Here is a 17,727-nt window from a genome sequence, read left to right on the forward strand (position 1 = left end):
TTCCTTTGTTTAAACTTGTTTTGCGTTTTTAAATATCCAAGATATCACTTCGTCTGGATCATTAAGATTTAGCATATCTACATCACTAGGCACTTTATAATCAACAATATTAATACTATCGTCAATCGCCAAAGCATTCATGAAAGGGAAGTAGTCCTCATCAATAGTGTTTCTAAAGACACTTATCCTTGGGAGTGGTAAGCCTTTTAATCCTTCAACGAGTAAAACATCGAAGTGATTAAAAAGTCTGATCATCTCATCCAAAGAAGATTCTCTTTGAGAAAAGTAAGTTGTTCTGTTTGAAGAGGTTACGATCACTTCAGCACCCGTGTCGCTGAACTTGTAACTGTCTTTTCCCTCAACATCGAACCTAGCTTTATCTTTTGGATCGTGCTTGATAATTGCAACTTCCAAACCATGTTCATGGATCAGTTTTCTTGCAACTTTAAGTATTAATGTAGTTTTTCCGCTATTAGAAGGTCCTGTAAAACCTACTGCTAATCTTTTTTCCATTGTCGACTTTTTAAAATTTTTAGTAATTATACAGAAGATGAGTTTAAATAAGCTATAATTTCGGCATGAAAATAATAGTAAGTTCCCTAATTGTAATAAGTTTATTTACATCGTGTGTCGATAAAAACGGATTTGACAACTTTAATTTTACCCCGGCTCAAGAGCAGTGGGAAAATAACCAGATAAATTCCAGAATCAATGACGATAAAGAACTACAAGGGACAGTTACTGCCGTATATCTTAATAAAGTAATGCCAAATCTTTATAAAGAGGGTGAATACTTTTACATATCACTTTATCTAAAAGACGATTCTCAAGAGGTCTCTTTTACATTAAACGATCAGCCCTCTATATATCAAGAAAAACTGCCTAATAATGATGAGTTTAAAAAGTTTACAAACAGTACAAATAAATGGAATAAATACTATCTGGTAGGGTTTTTAGAACAAAAGGGTGTTGATACACTAAGTTTAGAAGTTAAAAACGATAAAGTGTTTTCAAATAAGATGGCTTTTAAGAAAGATGAATAAGACACCTCTTAGAGATGTCTTAAAAGTGAACTAAGTATAACTATTACTACTTGTAGTGCTATGATAATTACTAGCGGTGCTAAGTCAAGCCCATTAAAATTTGTAGGAATATATCTTCTTACAAGCGCATAGGCAGGATTTGTGATTCTATATAAGAACTGTACAATCGGATTGTACGGATCAGGATTTACAAAACTAAGTAACGCCGCAATAATAATCACCCATATATAAACATTAATAAGCGATATTAAAATACCGCCTAAACCTTGAATTATTTCAAATATCATTGTACAAACTCCCCAATATAATTTTTCAGATACTTATATATCTCCGCTAACTCCGGACCTTCTTGTGCATTTGAGAGTAAAACTCTTAAAGGTTTAAGGATTTTTTCTTCTGTTAAACCTGTTTGTTCTACTATATAGTTTTGTAAATAGTCAAACTCTTCAAAATGCGGTGCATTTTTTATACATGATTTTATAGAATTATACTCTTCTTGAATCTCTTTTGGTACAACTCTCTCTTCAAAAATAGGTGCAATTTTTGTTTTTAACCCTCTAGTAGTTTCCACTTCATCTACATAAAGGCGTGCAAGTTCTCCGATCTCCGCATCTGCGAAACCAACATAACGTGAGAGTTCTTTTGCATCCATCTTTTTAAGGTGTGTTTTGTTGACCTCTCCCAGTTTTTCAAGATCAAATACTATAGGCAGTGGCGAGAGTTTTGCAAGATCAAACTGTTCTACGGCATCTTCGAGATCCATTGAAATTAAATAGTTTGTAATCGCTTCGGGAAGGTAACCTTGCTCTAAAAGTGATGTTACACTTGGGATATCATCACCTGTAAGAGGCGGGATATGCGCGTATTCTACTTTTTTATCATACTGCAGGGCATCTCTCACGTAGATCTGTTTTGGTGCAGATTCTATGTGATCTTGATCTTGGATAACTAAAGAGATGTCGTTTAGCATATCATCAATTGCACTGGCAAAATCAGCCATAGGAGTTTTGTCCTGCTTTAGGATCATAAAACTGTCGATCGTATCGGCTTTAAATGTTAAATCACCTTGTAAATAATCTTTTACTATAACATCGTTTTTAGGTCTATGGATACGTACAGTAAATGGGTTTGTATTGTCTATTACCAGCTCAGCAGGCAAGTTAGCACACGCATCGTCATAAAGGTACGGTTTCTTTGCAGCTTCTGCCTCATCCATCTTGCCTTGGATCCAGTCCGGTGAACAGAAACAGCTAAACGCTTTTCTCTCGTGCATAAGTTGCAGAGCCATAGCAGTGTGAAAACGGAAGTTTTGGCTTTCATGGATCGTTTGTGTGTATCTGATCCCGAAAAGGTCAAGAATGTCTAGGTACTCTTTATCTTTCCCTTCTATATTGTTTCTTGTACTTGTGTCGTCAACTCTTACTATTAAGTCTTCTTTACGCTGCTGGGCAACTATAAAGTTTATGAGAGCAACTCTTAAGTCCCCAAGCTCCATATCGCGAGTAGGGCTGAAAGCAAATCTTAACATCTATATTCCTATATAAATTTTTCGCGATCTTAACAAATTTTACCTAATAGGGTAATAAATGGAGAATGTTAGAGTTCTAAAATAGCTTTTATATGATTGAAAAATAATATTTTGAGTGTTACTTTATTTAGCTAATATCAAGCCAATTTATATATAATGTTCATTGAATAAATAGCTACTTCTGAATGTTATGTATCCAATATAATGGCGGTACGGGTATTTAAGCCTGCAACAACCGTAAAAGGGAAATTATTGAATATTTGTGAAAAAATGATATTCAACTTTGCAAAAAGATATCAAAGAAAGAAAATTTATCCTGCAACTGTAATTTGTGCTAATTATAATAGAGAGTTTGTGATTGATAAAAGTGGGGCTGTTCCTATAAATTTAGCTAATCAATTAAAAATTCAATTATCTACTTTAGGCACTATAGGAGAACGAAATTCAAGTGGTAATTTCATAGGAAGGTGTTCAGAGGTTAGAGCCTCTAATCCTATTCTTAATCATAATCCTCATTTAAGAACTCAACAAGTCCATTTCTCAAATGCATATAGACCACGAACAATGCAAATGATACCTACGTGCTCAAATTGTACAAGGACATTTTAATATGCCTTATCCTTTAAGCTCTCAATTAACCAAAGATATTGATTATTTTATATTAGATAAGAACAACAATATATTTCATTTTGCCTCTGCAGGAACATTATTACCAGAAATAGTAATTCAAAACTACAAAGAAAATAGAAAAATACATTCAAGTATGTTAACTACAGAAAATTTATATGAAGTAGAAATAAATCCAAACCTAAATGAAATTATCCAATTTGAAAATGATTTAATGAGAGAACTATATTTAAGGGATTTTATTTTTTATGCTCAAAGAGGTTGTTACTCATATGATAAAACGTATATCACAGATTTTAATGACCCTCGGTACCATCTAGTTGCAAGTCCAATAATTACTAAAAGTTCTAAAAATCAGGAACATAAATCATTATTTGAAAAGTTATGTATTAATAGCGTATTAGATCAAACTATGACCATCGACATCAGAAACTTAAAATGATATAACTAATTTGAGGAGTCAAAGAACTGCTCTTTGAGCAATTTATGGACTCACTTTAAACATTAAATATACACCTCTAATCTAGGAATAGAATCCGCAGCTCCTTTTCTTGTTACACAAATACTTGCAGCTTTCACAGCTGCTTTTAGACATTTTTCTATTTTTATTCCGCGGGAAAGCTCAGCTAAAAAGTAACCTATAAAAGTATCACCGGCTCCCGTAGTATCTACTGCTTTAACTTTTAAAGCATCTACTTTTATAACTGTTTTACCTTCAGAGTAGAGCACACCTTTTTTGCCAAGGGTTAAAACAACGGCACTTTTTGGATAAAGCTTACCCATAGCTTTTATGATCTTCTCAGGCTTACTCTCACCGCTAAGTGCTTCACCTTCTGTCTCGTTTATGATGAATATATCTACAAGTTCAAGGGGATACTCTTTCACGGCGTCTGTCATCGGGGCAGGGTTAAATACAACTTTAAGATCTTTATCTTTGGTGTGCTTTAGGATTTTATCGACGGCGTTTATCTCATTTTGTAAAAGTACAATGTCTCCTGCTTCTGCAGTTTTGAGTGCTTTTTTGATGTCAGCAGATTTAAATGTCTCATTAGCCCCGCCGTGGATGATTATGGCATTTTCACCTTCAGAGTTTACCTGTATAACGGCATGTCCAGTAGGTGCTTTAACTATTTTGACAAGATGTGTATCTATACCTTCTTTTTCCATCTTCTCTTGCAGCCAAATACCGTCTAATCCTATTTTGCCGACATGCACTACATCTGCATTAGCACGTGCCAAGGCTATGGACTGATTTGCCCCTTTACCGCCGCTAAAAACAGCGTAATCCTTACTGCTGAGCGTTTCACCGGGACGAACAAAATGATCTACACTATATACATGGTCTATGTTAATAGATCCGAAATTGATTATCTTCATAACAATACTATAACAAATTTATACCTAGCATATTATAAGCTCCATTTTGCTAGAATACTTCTCTTATAAAAAAGCATCATTTTCAAAAGGTTTAACAAGAATGAGTGAACACAAAGATTTTTTACGTACTATAGTTGAAAAAGATTTAGAATCAGGCAAATATGAAGAGATTATTACAAGATTTCCACCAGAGCCAAACGGCTTCCCTCACATTGGACATGCTAAATCTATCGCTATAAACTTCGGTATTGCACGTGACTATAATGGCCGCTGTAACCTTAGAATGGACGATACAAATCCTACTACAGAAGATACAAAATACGTTGAAGCACTTCAAGATGCCGTAGAGTGGCTTGGATTTAAGTGGGATAACCATGTACGTTATACATCTGATTATTTTGATAAACTGTACGAGTACGCAATAGAGCTTGTTAAAATGGGTAAAGCCTATGTTGATTCACTTGATGAAGAGACTATACGTGAGTACCGCGGTACTGTAACAGAACCGGGAAAAAGAAGTAAATATGCCGAGCGTTCTGTTGAAGAGAACCTCTATCTTTTAGAGAGAATGAAAAACGGTGAGTTTAAAGACGGTGAACACGTTCTACGTGCTAAGATCGATATGTCTGCGGCAAATATGAAGATGCGAGATCCTCTTTTATACCGTATTCGTCATGCTCACCACTACAGAGCAGGGGACAAGTGGGCTATTTACCCTATGTATGACTTTGGTCACTGTCTGTCTGACTACATCGAAGGTGTAACTCACTCGATCTGTACACTGGAGTTTGAAAACAACCGTGATATTTACGACTGGGTACTTGACACTCTAGGTCTTGAACCGCCACGTCCATACCAACATGAGTTTGCTCGTCTTGGCATCAACTACACGGTTATGAGTAAGAGAAAGCTTTTAGAGTTAGTTGAAGGGAACTACGTAAACGGTTGGGACGATCCACGTCTACCTACGATCGCAGGATACAGAAGAAGAGGGTATACACCTGAGTCTATTTTAAACTTCTGTGATTCAATAGGTATTGCAAAAGCGAACTCTACGGTTGATGTTGCACAACTTGAATTTGCCATTAGAGATGATCTTAACACTAAAGTACCTCGTGTAATGACGGTACTTGATCCGCTCAAAGTAACAATCGATAACTATGAAGGCAGTGAAGAGCTTGAAGCTTCATACTATCCGGAAGATGTACCAAAAGAGGGTTCAAGAAAGATTCCTTTCTCTAAAACTATCTACATTGAGCGTGAAGACTTCTCAGAAAATCCTCCAAAAGGCTACTTCCGTCTAACACCGGATCAGCCGGTACGTCTAAAGCATGCTTACATCATTACTTGTAAAGAGGTTATAAAAGATGCTGAGGGCAACATCACGGAGATCATTGCTGAGTACAATCCTGAGTCTAAAAGCGGTTCTGACACTAGCGGTATTAAAGTAAAAAGCGCTATCCAATGGGTAGATGCTAATAGTGCTAAAACTGTAGAAGTAAGACTATATGACAGACTATATAAAAATGAAGCACCTGAAGGTTTAGAAGATCTTAATCCTGATTCATTAAAAGTTATTAAAAATGCTCTGATCGAGCCTGCTGTAATCACAGAGAAACCTGATGAGAGATTTCAGTTTGAGAGACAAGGGTATTTTTACGCTGATCCAATTGACTATACAGATGAGAATCCGGTATTTAATAAGATCGTAGGTCTTAAAGACTCTTATGCAAAAAAAGAAAAAGCACCAAGAGCTGAACGTAAACCACAAGAGAAAAAAGTGCAAATTGACGGTGAAGTTGAACCTATGACTGAAGCAGAGAAGGCACTTTTTGACAAGTATACATCTCAGCTTCAACTCAATAGCACGGTTGCTGATATTTTAGCTCGTGATAAACAACTTTCAAACTTCTATCTTGAAGCAATAAGTTTATCTACAGTAAATCCAAATCCGGTTGGATTAGCTAACATTGTAACGAATGAAGTAGCCAGAGAATTAAAAGATAAATCAAAAGATGAATTAAAATTCAATCCTGTACAAATAGCTGAACTCTCAAAAATGGTTGATGATGAAACTATCTCAAATAAGATTGCTAAACAGGTTTTTGAAGAGATGGTTAAAAACGGAGAAAATCCAGCTCAGATAGTTGAATCTAAAGGACTTGTACAGATCAGTGACCCTGCTGTAATCGAGCCTATTATTGATGATATTATAGAGAAAAATCCAGATAACGTAGAGAAGTTTAAAGCGGGTAACAATAAGCTACTGGGCTTCTTTGTAGGGCAGGTTTTAAAAGCAACAGGCGGTAAAGCAAATCCACAAGTTGTAAATGAGCTTGTAGCAAAAAAGTTAAAATAACTTAACATATAGACTAGTATAAATCTAGTCTATAAAAAGAGGTAACCCTAAGGTTACCAAAATGCATATTGCCAATTTGACTTGATGCAAATCTAAGTATGTAAAATTTCCTAAATATTTTGGAATTTTATCAAAACTTTTTATTTAAATAAATTGAAATTTGATTTGTTTTAAAAGGAGAATGTTGGTGACCCCACGGAGACTCGAACTCCGGTAACATGGATGAAAACCATGGATCCTAACCGCTAGACGATGGGGCCAAAAGGCTCAACTGTTTTGTTGAGCCGAAATTATATAGATAATATACTTAAAAAACTCTTAAATATCTACTATTTTTAATATTAATCGTAAAAACTACGTAAAGCTCTAATAATCACTGCATTTTTAGAGATACTTTCAGCTTTAGCGTTATCGTTTACAGTTTCATATAGATCTAAAGGAAGTGAAATTGAGAAAGTTTTTGTCTCAATTTTTTTCTTTTTAGCGATCATAGCTACTACATTTCCAAGTAACTCAATAATTTTCTTAGTATCAATTGGTTTTTGGATAAAGCTGTTTACACCAACTTCGATTGACTCAGAGATTTTTTCCATATCGTTACTTGCAGAGATTACGATGATGATTTGATCTTTATTCATCTCTCTGATTTTACGAGAAAGTTCTATACCATCCATTCCAGGCATGATGATATCAACAAATACAACATCCGGTTGTTGTTTTTCATATAGTTTTAAAGCACTCTCACCGTCAAAGCAAGATTCAACACCTGAAAAAAAGTTTTTAAATGTTGAACTTAACAGTTCGTTTGTAACTTTCTCATCTTCAACTACTAAAGCAGTTAACTTTTTTGTTTGTTCCGTTAATTTAATTAAATCCATATTGTTCATAATCAATTCCTCACAAAATATTTCTATTATTGTAGCAAAAAATTGGTAAATGTTATTAACAAAATGAAACAACTTTTTATTTTGTTTTAAATTGTTCTAACCATTTTGTGTCAACTTCTTTTGAATCCTCTTTCTGATCAAGGAGAGAATCTATAATCATGATAAGCGTTTCTTCATCCATAAATTCTAAAAGAGCAGGATTGATCGATGTTTGTGATACACCTTCATAAGTATTGAGTAGATTTTGTATATCTTTTATAAGCTCTTGCTTTCTTTTGGTCATAAAATTAATCCCTTTTAATAATTTGTTCGTATTTTACATAAAAAACTATTAGATACACAAACTCTGCACATTTCCTTATTATAATGGAATAAGAATCTTAGAAAAACCGAAGTAAGGATTTGTAATGAATGAGCAAAGAAATGTAGACGGCAACAGCTATACCTGTCCTATGCATCCTGAGATCATACAAGACCATCCAGGCAGTTGTCCCAAATGCGGAATGGCTTTAGAGCCAATCATTGTTGAAGCAACAGATGAAAGTAACAGCGAATTAAACTATATGGAACAACGCTTCTGGATCGGCTTACTTTTCACCTTACCTGTTTTTACCGTGTCTATGCTCAATGATTTAGCTCCTAAGTACTTACCGCAAAACATTACAATGTATCAAATACAATGGTTTTTATTTCTTTTATCTTCTCCTGTCATACTTTGGGGTGGATGGCCGTTTTTAATAAGAGGGTATGAATCTATAAAAACACTAAACCTCAATATGTTTACCCTGATCGCAATCGGTGTCATTACTGCCTATCTTTATAGTATAGTAGCTTTGTTTTCTCCTGAACTCTTTCCACCTCTTATGAGAACAAAAGAGGGCTTGGTACATGTCTATTTTGAAGCGGCAGCGGTTATTACAACCTTAGTACTTTTAGGACAAGTCTTAGAACTACGAGCTAGAAATAAAACAAACTCTGCTATTAAAACCCTGTTAAACCTTGCACCAAAACAGGCTCATCGTATAGTCGATGAAGCAGGTAATGAAGAGACCATAAGTCTTGATCTTATTCAAGTAGATGATATGCTGAGAATTAAACCCGGGGAAAAGATCCCTGTAGACGGTGTTGTGCTAGAGGGGAAAAGTAATGTTGACGAATCAATGATTACCGGAGAACCTATACTGGTTTCAAAAAGCATGAATGATCCCCTGATTGGTGCTACACTAAACAAAAACAGCACATTAGTGATGAGAGCTGAACGTATAGGAAGTGATACTATGCTTGCACAGATCATACATATGGTAGCTCTTGCCCAACGTTCACGTGCACCTATTCAAAAATTAGCAGACACGGTATCTGGTTATTTTGTACCTACGGTTGTAGCAGTGGCAATTTTCGCTTTTTTTGGATGGTGGTTTTTCGGTCCTGAACCTCGTTTAGCTTATGCTATTGTATCGGCAGTCTCGGTTTTAATCATTGCCTGTCCATGTGCACTGGGTCTTGCAACCCCTATCTCCATTATGGTTGGAACAGGTAGGGCAGCCCTTTCCGGAATACTGATCAAAGATGCAAAAAACCTTGAAACAATGGAGAAAATCGATACATTAGTTGTAGATAAAACAGGGACACTCACAGAAGGAAAGCCTAAAGTTACCAGTTTTATTCTGGCTAATGATCTATTTAATGAAAGCGATCTGTTTAAGTTTGCTGCCAGCATAGAGCTTTTGAGTGAGCATCCGCTGGCAGAAGCGATTGTCGAATATGCTAAAGAGAAAGCGATTAACCTCTCTGGTGTAGATAAATTTCAAGCTATCGCCGGTAAAGGTATCCAAGGTATAGTTGAGAATAAAATGGTTGTTTTAGGGAGTGAAGAGTTCTTAAATTCTCTGGGTATTGAAACCACAATGCTCACAGAACAAGCTGATAACTTGCGAAAAGAGGGCAAAGGTGTCATGTTTTTAGCTATAGATTTTCAATTTAGTGCCATTATAGGTATAGAAGATCCGATCAAAGAAACATCTATAGCAGCTATTAAACAGCTAAAAGAGGAGGGGATAAAGATTGTCATGCTCAGTGGAGACAATGAGACCACGGCCAATGCAGTAGCCAAAAAACTAAACATCGATACAGTTTACGCGAAAATTATGCCTGATGGCAAAGCAAAAGTGATCCAAAAGCTGCAAGAGGAGGGGGCGGTTGTCGCTATGGCGGGTGATGGGATAAACGATGCACCTGCTCTTGCTCAAGCAGATATAGGTATTGCTATGGGTACGGGGACAGATGTCGCTATAGAGAGTGCCGGAGTGACATTAATCAAAGGTGATCTGCTTGGCATAGTAAAGGTATTAAAACTCAGCCGTGCCACGATGCAAAACATTAAACAAAATCTCTTCTTTGCTTTTGTTTACAATAGTATAGGCGTCCCGATTGCTGCAGGGGTTCTTTATCCGTTCTTTGGAGTTTTACTCTCACCGATTATTGCAGCAACGGCAATGAGTTTTAGTTCTGTATCTGTTATTGTTAATGCTTTGCGTTTAAAAAACATAAAGATATAAAGAGAATCAGTGTTTTAGATTCTCTTTCATTCGTTGATACTCTTCATCATCTATTTCGCCGTTAGCATATCGTTTATCTAAAATATCTCTTGCTGAAGGTTCTTGATTCTTATTTTGCATATTATTTACAAAATAAAACAATACAACCGCCAAAAGTATTAGTCCTATCCATCCAAATCCCATCATAAACCCCCATTCGTTCATATCAAACCCATGCATAGCTTTCTCCTTGAGTTTGTGTTTTGAGATATTATACTATTTGTTTGTGTTGTATTTGTGTTGGAAGGAGTGTTGATACATTACTATACACTTTGGTTAACATAATGTATATTCTCTTGAAAATATTATTTACTCAGTCTGGGGATATATCCACTGCTATTTTTGAGCAATTGATCTAATATTATGTTTTTCTCACTCCATGTCGTATCTATATATAGTTTTGGATTAGAATACACATCTGCTAAACTCTGTTTATTATATAGTTTACTATTTAAAGTGCCGTTACTTATAAGATCTAAAACTTTATAATAAAACTCTTTATCTGTTCCATAGAACAATTTAATTCTCTTTTTGTTTTGATTTTCTACTATTAAGTACAAATTGCTGAGTTTCCCGTTTTTACTTTTAAGAGTAAAGAAGCTCATATCTCCTTTAGAAAACTCTTTAGTGTATATATGGTTACTAAAACCTGTTCCGACAATATTTGCAACACTACCGTCAAATTGATAACCTGTAGCTGCATATAACTCTTCGGTAGTTAAAATAGCTTTAGTATCTAGTTTATAAACCTTTTGCCCTATTCTAATATTAGTTAATTTTAATTCAGCCTTGTAAAGTAACTGTGCTGAATAGTCTAAAACAACGCTCTTATCGTCCAATAGTTGTATTTGATTGTTATGAGAGTTTATATGAAATGAACTGCAAGATGTAAAGAATATGAAGATAGATAATAAAACTGTTTTAACGTACATAGTATGCATTATCCTTTTAAAAGCATAAGAATAAGCCGAGTTTTGTATCGATAGCATTAATCTACTACACAATTTACATCGTGTCTCTAGCGAAGCAATAGCAATTGTAAGACGCTAACCATCTGCTTCTTGCTGCCATGTTGGGTTTACAAGCTCTCTATGTTGCCATAAAGACTGGTGGTCTCTTACACCGCCTTTTCACCTTTACCACTAAGTGGAAGTAATATTTCTGTTGCACTTTCCCTCGTATTACTACGGCCATTCGTTAAATGGAACATTGTCTTACAGCAGCTCGGACTTTCCTCTTGAGTTTAACCCCAAGTCACTATCTTCTTATGCTTGCAAAATGATACTCAAATTTAAATTTAAATGCGCTTATTTTTAATATGAACAACTGTTCTTTTTATATTTTATCTATATGAACAGTTGTTCTTTTTAAACTAAGCATAAATTAACAATTGTTCATATATAATTTTAACAATATTAACAAATGTTCACATAATAAAAAGGAGCTATAAATGCCTGAAAATAGGGATATAGTAAAAAGAAGCGGTACAAAAGAAAAAATACTCAAAGTAGCAAATACCCTCTTCTCTAACCATGGTTATAAGGCTACAAGTGTTAGAAAAATTGCTGCAGAAGTAGGTATTAGAGAGAGTGCTTTGTATAATCACTTTAAAAATAAAGAGGCTATCTTTTTAGAGGTTGCAAAGAGTATATTTAACTCCCCTTTTTCATTTCGTGATGATGAGATTAAAGAGCTTGCAACAAGAGGAAAACCATTCTTACAAAAATTTGCCATGCAGTATAAGATGCTTACGTTTGATAAAAAGAGCGAAAGTATGTTTAAACTACTCATCATAGAGCTAATGCAAAATGAGCAGCTTAGAGAGCAGTTTATGACTCAATTCCACCACAATAACATTAAAACGCTCTCAGAGGCATTCTTTATCATGATGCAAAACAATCTAATCAAGTCGAACGATCCGATGATGATATCTTATGAGTTCTTATCCACACTGTTTTATATTAGATTTCAGATCACCCTGCTTCGATTTGATTCTAAATCTGTCGATTCTTTATCGACTCAGTTTGAAAGACATGTAGACTTTTTCTGGGAAAGTATTAAAAGTAACTAATATTAGATATTATATAATATTAGTTACTTGGATAAAAAAAAGCAGCCCTATTCCTAGAGCTGCTGAGTTAAATAAATTGAATTATTTAGCTATTGCTTCTTGAGCGTATTTTTCACCTAGGTCATAAGCTTTTTTATTTGCTTCATGAACTTTAGCAGGTACTTTAGAAAGCATAACATCAATTAAGTGATTTCTATCTAAAGGTTTAATGATAGTATTAGCAATTGCAAGAGCAACAACAGATTGAGTAATAACATTACCAACCTCTTCTTTTGCAATAGTAATAATAGGAATCTCAATGATTCTCCATTTTTTTCTATCTTCTTCAGTTGGGTGAACAAGGTTTGGATCGATAACAATTGTTCCACCTGGAGTTACACCATCTTTAAATAGGTTATAACTTGCTTGTGCAACAGAAAGCATAAAATCAATTTCACCATCATTTGCATATGGGTAGAAGATCTCATCATCATCTAAAGTAATATCAACAACTGTTGGACCACCACGTACCTGTGAAGTATACGTAGCAGTTTTTAGTCCGTGTCCACCAGCTTTAATTTTTGCAGCAGCAAAAATCTCTCCAGCAAGAAGAACACCCTGTCCACCAACACCTGTAAATCTCATTATTTGTCTAGCCATTGTGTGTTCTCCTTATTATATTTTCTTAGCAAAGTCGTCTTGAGTGATTACTTTACGTTTACCTTGATGTACAGCGATAATATCTGCATACATATCACAGTATTCTCTAACTTCTTTGTCTTCTTTTAAGATACCAGTTGGGAAAATGTTTAGTTTTTCTTCTTCCGGTAATGCATCATATTTTTTCTTAGGCATAGTGATGCTATCAATCCACTCTAGGTTTTCCATAGCAGATTGCATTTTGTTTTTACGACCAAGGTTAATATGACAGTTAGACATAATATCTAAGAAAGAGAAACCTCTATGCTCTAAAGCTTTTACGAAAACTTTTTCAAGTTTCTTAGGATCTAACATAGTCTCACGTGCAACAAAAGAAGCACCAGCAGCGATACCAAGATCACAAGCATTGAAAGTTGGATCGATATTACCAGCTTTTTGAGAAACAGTCCACATACCCTGAGGAGTAGTTGGAGATGTTTGTGAGTTTGTTAAACCATAGATGAAGTTATTGATAATAATTAATGTAATATCAATGTTTCTTCTAGCACCGTGAATAGTATGGTTACCACCGATAGCAAGTGCATCACCGTCACCAGCAACACAAACAACATATTTGTCTGGGTGAACAAGTTTAATACCAGTAGCAAAAGCAACTGTTCTACCGTGAGTTGTATGTACTGTGTTGAAATCTACATAAGATGAGAAACGTCCAGAACAACCAATACCAGAAACTACACAAATGTCATCTTGACTAATACCAAGCTTATCTACTGCACGGATAAAAGCCTTTAAGATAACACCGTCACCACAACCCCAACACCATAGTGTTGGCATTTTTTCAAGTCTTAAATATTTATCATAATTAAATGCCATCTTAGAATACCTCTTTTACTTTGTTTACAATTTCATATGGAGAGATAGCTCTACCATTAACTTTGTATAGACCTTCAATGTCAAGTCTACCAGATACACGCTCTACTTCTTCAGTATATTGTCTGATATTTAACTCAACACAAAGAACATTTTTGATTTTGTCTGTATACTTTTTCATAGTATCAGCTGGACTTGGCCATAAAGTAATTGGTCTGAATAAACCAGCCTTGATTCCATCTGCTCTTAAGTGACGAATAGCTTCTTTTGCTGCAAGAGAAACAGAACCGTAAGCGATGATAAGTACTTCACCCTCTTCTCCAGTTAAGTCATCTAACATAAACTCTTCGTTGTGTTCGATCTCATCTGTATGCATCATAACTTTGTCTTCAAGTCTTTGAATCAGTTTACGACAAGTTTCGATCTCTTCAGTTGGGAATCCCATTGCATCATGGTGAAGACCTGTAAAGTGGTATCTGTAACCTTGGAACATTGGGTTAAGAACCGCTGGTTGATCAGCTTCACACTCATATGGTCTATAATCTTCCGGAGCACCGTCGAAAGTTTTACGAGGAACGATTCCAGCTTGAACATCTTCAACAGTTGGAAGCATAGCTTTACCATGCATGTGACCGATTGTTTCATCTAGTAATACAAATACAGGTTGCATGAAACGGTCAGCTAAGTTGAATGCACGAACAGTTTCAGTATAACATTCAGCTAAGTTACCAGCACATAAAGTGATTGAACGGTAGTCACCATGAGATGGGTTTTTCGCTTGACGAACATCACCTTGAGATACACGAGTTGGAAGACCAGTTGATGGACCACCACGCATAACGTTTACAACAACTAAAGGAACTTCAGCCATTTGCGCAAGACCAAGGTTTTCAGCTTTTAATGAAATACCAGGACCTGAAGTAGCTGTCATAGTACGAACACCAGCCATACCAGCACCAGCAGCCGCAGCAACACCAGCGATCTCATCTTCCATCTGAATTGCAGTACCACCAACAGCCGGTAATAAATCAGAAATTGTATGCATTACTTCTGATGAAGGAGTAATTGGATACCCTCCGAAAAATCTACATCCAGCATCAACTGCTGCGATTGCAGCTAAGTCATTACCAGTTGAAATTACTTCTCTTAATGCCATTATTTAACTCCTTGTTCTAGAGACATATAGTTGTTTGCCACGATAGCTGCCTGACGTTCTTTAGCTTCATCAGTTAACTTAGCAAAACTTTTGCCTGCTTCTTTTAAATCAGCTTTATTTGCTACATAAATAGCAAAGTCCGGACACGTAAGTTCACACTCATTACATCCAATACAAGCTTCAGGGTGATCAATAGAGATCATCGCACCTAAAGTTGAAGTTGAATCGTATTTCATACCTAATACACCTGATGGACATACAGATACACAAATATCACATGCTTTACAGTTAGCAGTATTTACCCATACTGGTGCATTATTAACATTTTCAGTCATACTAGCAGTTGCCATTTATTCTCCTCATTATAAAAATACAAATCTAATTCGTATGTTACTCTTAGTAATCTAAAAGTATCTAAGTTTTATTAACGTTTCTATTAAATGTGCTCATATCGCTCTCTAATGTATAAAATAGTTACACATTATAGAGCTCACACAAGAAAATGTTACTTACTTAATACTTCCGCTACAGCTTTACCGATTTCAGCAGGTGAAACAACAACTTTAACACCAGCAGCCTCTAAAGCATCCATTTTCTCTTTTGCAGTTCCAGCTGAACCAGATACGATTGCACCAGCGTGACCCATACGTTTCCCTTTAGGAGCAGTTTGACCAGCGATGAATGCAACAACAGGTTTTGTGATGTTTTCTTTAATGAAAGCAGCAGCTTGGATTTCAAGATCTCCACCGATTTCACCAATCATAACGATCGCTTCAGTTTCCGGATCTGCTTCAAACATTGGTAAAAGCTGTTTGTAAGAAAGACCGATAATCGGGTCTCCACCAATACCAACTGCAGTTGTAATACCAAAACCTTCGTTACATACTTGGTTTGCACCTTCGTAAGTTAATGTACCAGACTTAGAGATAAGCCCTACATTACCTTTTTTGAAGATCATACCAGGCATGATACCTATCTTACACTCTTCAGCTGTGATAATACCAGGACAGTTTGGCCCGATAGTTTTCATGTTGTGTTTAGTAGCATATGCTTTTGCAGCTTGCATGTCACGAACCGGAGCACCTTCAGTAATAACTACTGCAAGTTCAATACCAGCATCAGCAGCTTCCATTACAGCATCTGCAACAAATGCAGGCGGAACGAAAATCATAGACACAGTAGCACCAGTTGATGCAACTGCTTCTTTAACTGTATTAAATACAGGTTGACCTAAATGTTCTTGGCCACCTTTGTTTGGTGTAACACCACCAACGATTTTTGTACCGTATGCCATACATTGCTCAGCGTGAAAAGAACCCTCTTTTCCTGTAAAACCTTGTACAATTACTTTTGTATCTTTATTTACTAAAATACTCATTTAAATTATTCTCCTTTCGCTGCTGCTACTGCTTTTGCAGCACCATCTGCTAAATCATCAGCTGCAATAACATTATCGATGTTTGCATTTCTTAATATCTCTGCTGCTTCCGCTGCATTTGTACCGTCAAGACGAACAATAACCGGTACATGTACATCAGTAAGTTTAGTAGCTTCTAAGATACCGTTTGCAATACGGTCACATCTAACGATACCACCGAAAATATTTACAAAGATAGCTTTTACATTTGGATTTTTAAGAATAATCTCAAAACCTTTTGCAACAGTCTCAGCGTTAGCCGAACCACCAACGTCAAGGAAGTTTGCAGGTGTACCACCCATATAGTTAATTGTATCCATAGTACCCATAGCAAGACCTGCACCGTTTACCATACAACCGATTTCACCATCAAGAGATACATAAGAAAGACCGTAACGGCTAGCTTCTCTCTCATCAGGATCCTCTTCAGAGATATCACGCATATCTTCGATATCCGGGTGACGTCCAAGAGCAGAGTCATCAAATCCCATTTTACCGTCAAGTGCTAAGAATTCACCTGCACCAGTTTTAATAAGTGGATTGATCTCGATCATCTCAGCATCATTGTCCATATACACGTTGTATAAAGCTTTTGCAAATTTTAAAAAGTTCTTTTGCTCAACGCTGTCAGTGATACCTAAACCGAATAATAATTCTCTACCATGGAAACCTTGAAAACCGATAGCTGGATCAACTGCAACTTTTACAATTTTTTCCGGAGTCTCTTCAGCTACTTTTTCAATCTCCATACCACCTTCAGTAGAAGCCATGATTACAGGCATCTCTTTAGCACGGTCAAGTACTACACCAAGATATAACTCATCTTTAATGTCAGCACCCTCTTCGATGTAAACTTTTTGAACCAGTTTACCCTCTGGTCCAGTTTGGTGAGTTACTAATTGCATACCTAAAATTTCAGAAGCTAAAGTTTTTACTTCTTCTAAAGACTTAGCAAGTTTTACACCACCGCCAAGACCACGTCCACCAGCGTGAATTTGAGCCTTAACAACCCAAATATTTCCACCAAGTTCTTGTGCATTTAAAAAAGCTTGTTCAGGCGTGTTTGCCACTATACCTCTTGGTGTTGGTACACCATATTTAGCAAAAATTTGTTTTGCTTGATATTCATGTATATTCATTTATTCTCCTTGTTTTAAAG

General features: G+C 35.9%; 20 protein-coding genes, 1 tRNA gene and 1 other RNA gene. 6 read left to right on the forward strand and 16 right to left on the reverse strand.

Annotated features, from left to right (window positions below; genetic code table 11):
- Window positions 1-9: 9 nt before the first annotated feature.
- Entirely contained in the window at window positions 10-513 is a 504-nt protein-coding gene (gene mobB, locus QWY88_RS02610; protein WP_304543759.1) for a molybdopterin-guanine dinucleotide biosynthesis protein B, read from the reverse strand.
- 65 nt (window positions 514-578) lie between these two features.
- Between mobB and QWY88_RS02615 the strand changes: the two genes are divergently transcribed.
- Window positions 579-1,043 (forward strand): hypothetical protein, encoded by a 465-nt coding sequence (locus tag QWY88_RS02615; RefSeq protein WP_304543761.1) that lies wholly within the window; start codon window positions 579-581, stop codon window positions 1,041-1,043.
- 8 nt (window positions 1,044-1,051) lie between these two features.
- Here the strand turns inward: QWY88_RS02615 and QWY88_RS02620 are convergent, their stop codons facing one another.
- Window positions 1,052-1,330 carry a YggT family protein gene (locus QWY88_RS02620; RefSeq protein WP_304543763.1) on the reverse strand — a complete coding sequence of 93 codons (279 nt, stop codon included), beginning with the start codon at window positions 1,328-1,330 and terminating at the stop codon, window positions 1,052-1,054.
- Window positions 1,327-2,571 carry a glutamate--tRNA ligase gene (locus QWY88_RS02625; protein ID WP_304543765.1) on the reverse strand — a complete coding sequence of 415 codons (1,245 nt, stop codon included), beginning with the start codon at window positions 2,569-2,571 and terminating at the stop codon, window positions 1,327-1,329. Before QWY88_RS02625 ends, QWY88_RS02620 begins: the two co-directional genes overlap by 4 nt.
- Before the next feature lie 204 nt (window positions 2,572-2,775).
- Here QWY88_RS02625 and QWY88_RS02630 point away from each other — a divergent pair, with 204 nt between their 5' ends.
- Window positions 2,776-3,180, forward strand: a complete 405-nt coding sequence (locus QWY88_RS02630) for a hypothetical protein (RefSeq protein WP_304543767.1) — start codon at window positions 2,776-2,778, stop codon at window positions 3,178-3,180.
- A 1-nt stretch (window position 3,181) separates the two neighbouring features.
- On the forward strand, window positions 3,182-3,640 hold the full coding sequence (locus QWY88_RS02635; protein ID WP_304543769.1) for a hypothetical protein: 459 nt from the start codon (window positions 3,182-3,184) through the stop codon (window positions 3,638-3,640).
- A 62-nt stretch (window positions 3,641-3,702) separates the two neighbouring features.
- Here the strand turns inward: QWY88_RS02635 and QWY88_RS02640 are convergent, their stop codons facing one another.
- On the reverse strand, window positions 3,703-4,575 hold the full coding sequence (locus QWY88_RS02640) for a ribokinase (protein ID WP_304543771.1): 873 nt from the start codon (window positions 4,573-4,575) through the stop codon (window positions 3,703-3,705).
- 100 nt (window positions 4,576-4,675) lie between these two features.
- On the opposite strand from QWY88_RS02640, the gene QWY88_RS02645 reads away from it, so the two are divergent.
- Window positions 4,676-6,934, forward strand: a complete 2,259-nt coding sequence (locus QWY88_RS02645; RefSeq protein WP_304543773.1) for a glutamine--tRNA ligase/YqeY domain fusion protein — start codon at window positions 4,676-4,678, stop codon at window positions 6,932-6,934.
- Between the two features lie 185 nt (window positions 6,935-7,119).
- Here the strand turns inward: QWY88_RS02645 and QWY88_RS02650 are convergent.
- The 3 genes from QWY88_RS02650 to QWY88_RS02660 form a co-directional block, all read right to left on the reverse strand.
- A tRNA-Glu gene (locus tag QWY88_RS02650) sits at window positions 7,120-7,194 on the reverse strand.
- Window positions 7,195-7,275: 81 nt separating this feature from the next.
- Window positions 7,276-7,821: a response regulator gene (locus QWY88_RS02655; RefSeq protein WP_304543774.1), complete on the reverse strand. Its 546-nt coding sequence runs from the start codon at window positions 7,819-7,821 to the stop codon at window positions 7,276-7,278.
- Between the two features lie 76 nt (window positions 7,822-7,897).
- Entirely contained in the window at window positions 7,898-8,104 is a 207-nt protein-coding gene (locus tag QWY88_RS02660) for a hypothetical protein (RefSeq protein WP_304543776.1), read from the reverse strand.
- Window positions 8,105-8,228: 124 nt separating this feature from the next.
- Between QWY88_RS02660 and QWY88_RS02665 the strand changes: the two genes are divergently transcribed.
- The gene (locus QWY88_RS02665; protein WP_304543778.1) at window positions 8,229-10,376 is read left to right on the forward strand and encodes a copper-transporting P-type ATPase; all 2,148 of its coding nucleotides are present in this window, start codon (window positions 8,229-8,231) and stop codon (window positions 10,374-10,376) included.
- Between the two features lie 6 nt (window positions 10,377-10,382).
- Here the strand turns inward: QWY88_RS02665 and QWY88_RS02670 are convergent, their stop codons facing one another.
- The 3 genes from QWY88_RS02670 to rnpB all read right to left on the reverse strand — a co-directional run bounded on the left by QWY88_RS02670 (window position 10,383) and on the right by rnpB (window position 11,688).
- On the reverse strand, window positions 10,383-10,595 hold the full coding sequence (locus QWY88_RS02670) for an SHOCT domain-containing protein (protein WP_304543780.1): 213 nt from the start codon (window positions 10,593-10,595) through the stop codon (window positions 10,383-10,385).
- Window positions 10,596-10,720: 125 nt separating this feature from the next.
- Window positions 10,721-11,347 (reverse strand): hypothetical protein, encoded by a 627-nt coding sequence (locus QWY88_RS02675; protein ID WP_304543782.1) that lies wholly within the window; start codon window positions 11,345-11,347, stop codon window positions 10,721-10,723.
- Between the two features lie 16 nt (window positions 11,348-11,363).
- An RNA gene (gene rnpB, locus QWY88_RS02680) (RNase P RNA component class A) lies at window positions 11,364-11,688 on the reverse strand.
- Window positions 11,689-11,865: 177 nt separating this feature from the next.
- On the opposite strand from rnpB, the gene QWY88_RS02685 reads away from it, so the two are divergent.
- A complete protein-coding gene (locus QWY88_RS02685; protein ID WP_304543784.1) occupies window positions 11,866-12,486 on the forward strand; it encodes a TetR/AcrR family transcriptional regulator in 621 nt (206 codons plus the stop codon).
- A gap of 81 nt (window positions 12,487-12,567) precedes the next feature.
- On the opposite strand, the gene QWY88_RS02690 is transcribed toward QWY88_RS02685, so the two are convergent.
- From QWY88_RS02690 to sucC, 6 genes are all read right to left on the reverse strand, one after another.
- Complete coding sequence (locus QWY88_RS02690) at window positions 12,568-13,125, reverse strand: 2-oxoacid:acceptor oxidoreductase family protein (RefSeq protein WP_304543787.1); 558 nt, start codon at window positions 13,123-13,125, stop codon at window positions 12,568-12,570.
- A 15-nt stretch (window positions 13,126-13,140) separates the two neighbouring features.
- Complete coding sequence (locus QWY88_RS02695; RefSeq protein WP_304543792.1) at window positions 13,141-13,998, reverse strand: 2-oxoglutarate ferredoxin oxidoreductase subunit beta; 858 nt, start codon at window positions 13,996-13,998, stop codon at window positions 13,141-13,143.
- Between the two features lies 1 nt (window position 13,999).
- Window positions 14,000-15,151 carry a 2-oxoglutarate synthase subunit alpha gene (locus QWY88_RS02700; RefSeq protein WP_304543794.1) on the reverse strand — a complete coding sequence of 384 codons (1,152 nt, stop codon included), beginning with the start codon at window positions 15,149-15,151 and terminating at the stop codon, window positions 14,000-14,002.
- Window positions 15,151-15,501: a 4Fe-4S dicluster domain-containing protein gene (locus QWY88_RS02705; protein ID WP_304543795.1), complete on the reverse strand. Its 351-nt coding sequence runs from the start codon at window positions 15,499-15,501 to the stop codon at window positions 15,151-15,153. The genes QWY88_RS02700 and QWY88_RS02705 overlap by 1 nt, the downstream gene beginning before the upstream one ends.
- A gap of 155 nt (window positions 15,502-15,656) precedes the next feature.
- Entirely contained in the window at window positions 15,657-16,529 is an 873-nt protein-coding gene (sucD, locus tag QWY88_RS02710) for a succinate--CoA ligase subunit alpha (RefSeq protein ID WP_304543797.1), read from the reverse strand.
- 5 nt (window positions 16,530-16,534) lie between these two features.
- Complete coding sequence (sucC, locus tag QWY88_RS02715; protein WP_304543798.1) at window positions 16,535-17,707, reverse strand: ADP-forming succinate--CoA ligase subunit beta; 1,173 nt, start codon at window positions 17,705-17,707, stop codon at window positions 16,535-16,537.
- Window positions 17,708-17,727: the final 20 nt, after the last annotated feature.

Source organism: Sulfurimonas sp. hsl 1-7, assembly GCF_030577135.1.
Classification (GTDB): Bacteria; Campylobacterota; Campylobacteria; order Campylobacterales; family Sulfurimonadaceae; genus Sulfurimonas; species Sulfurimonas microaerophilus.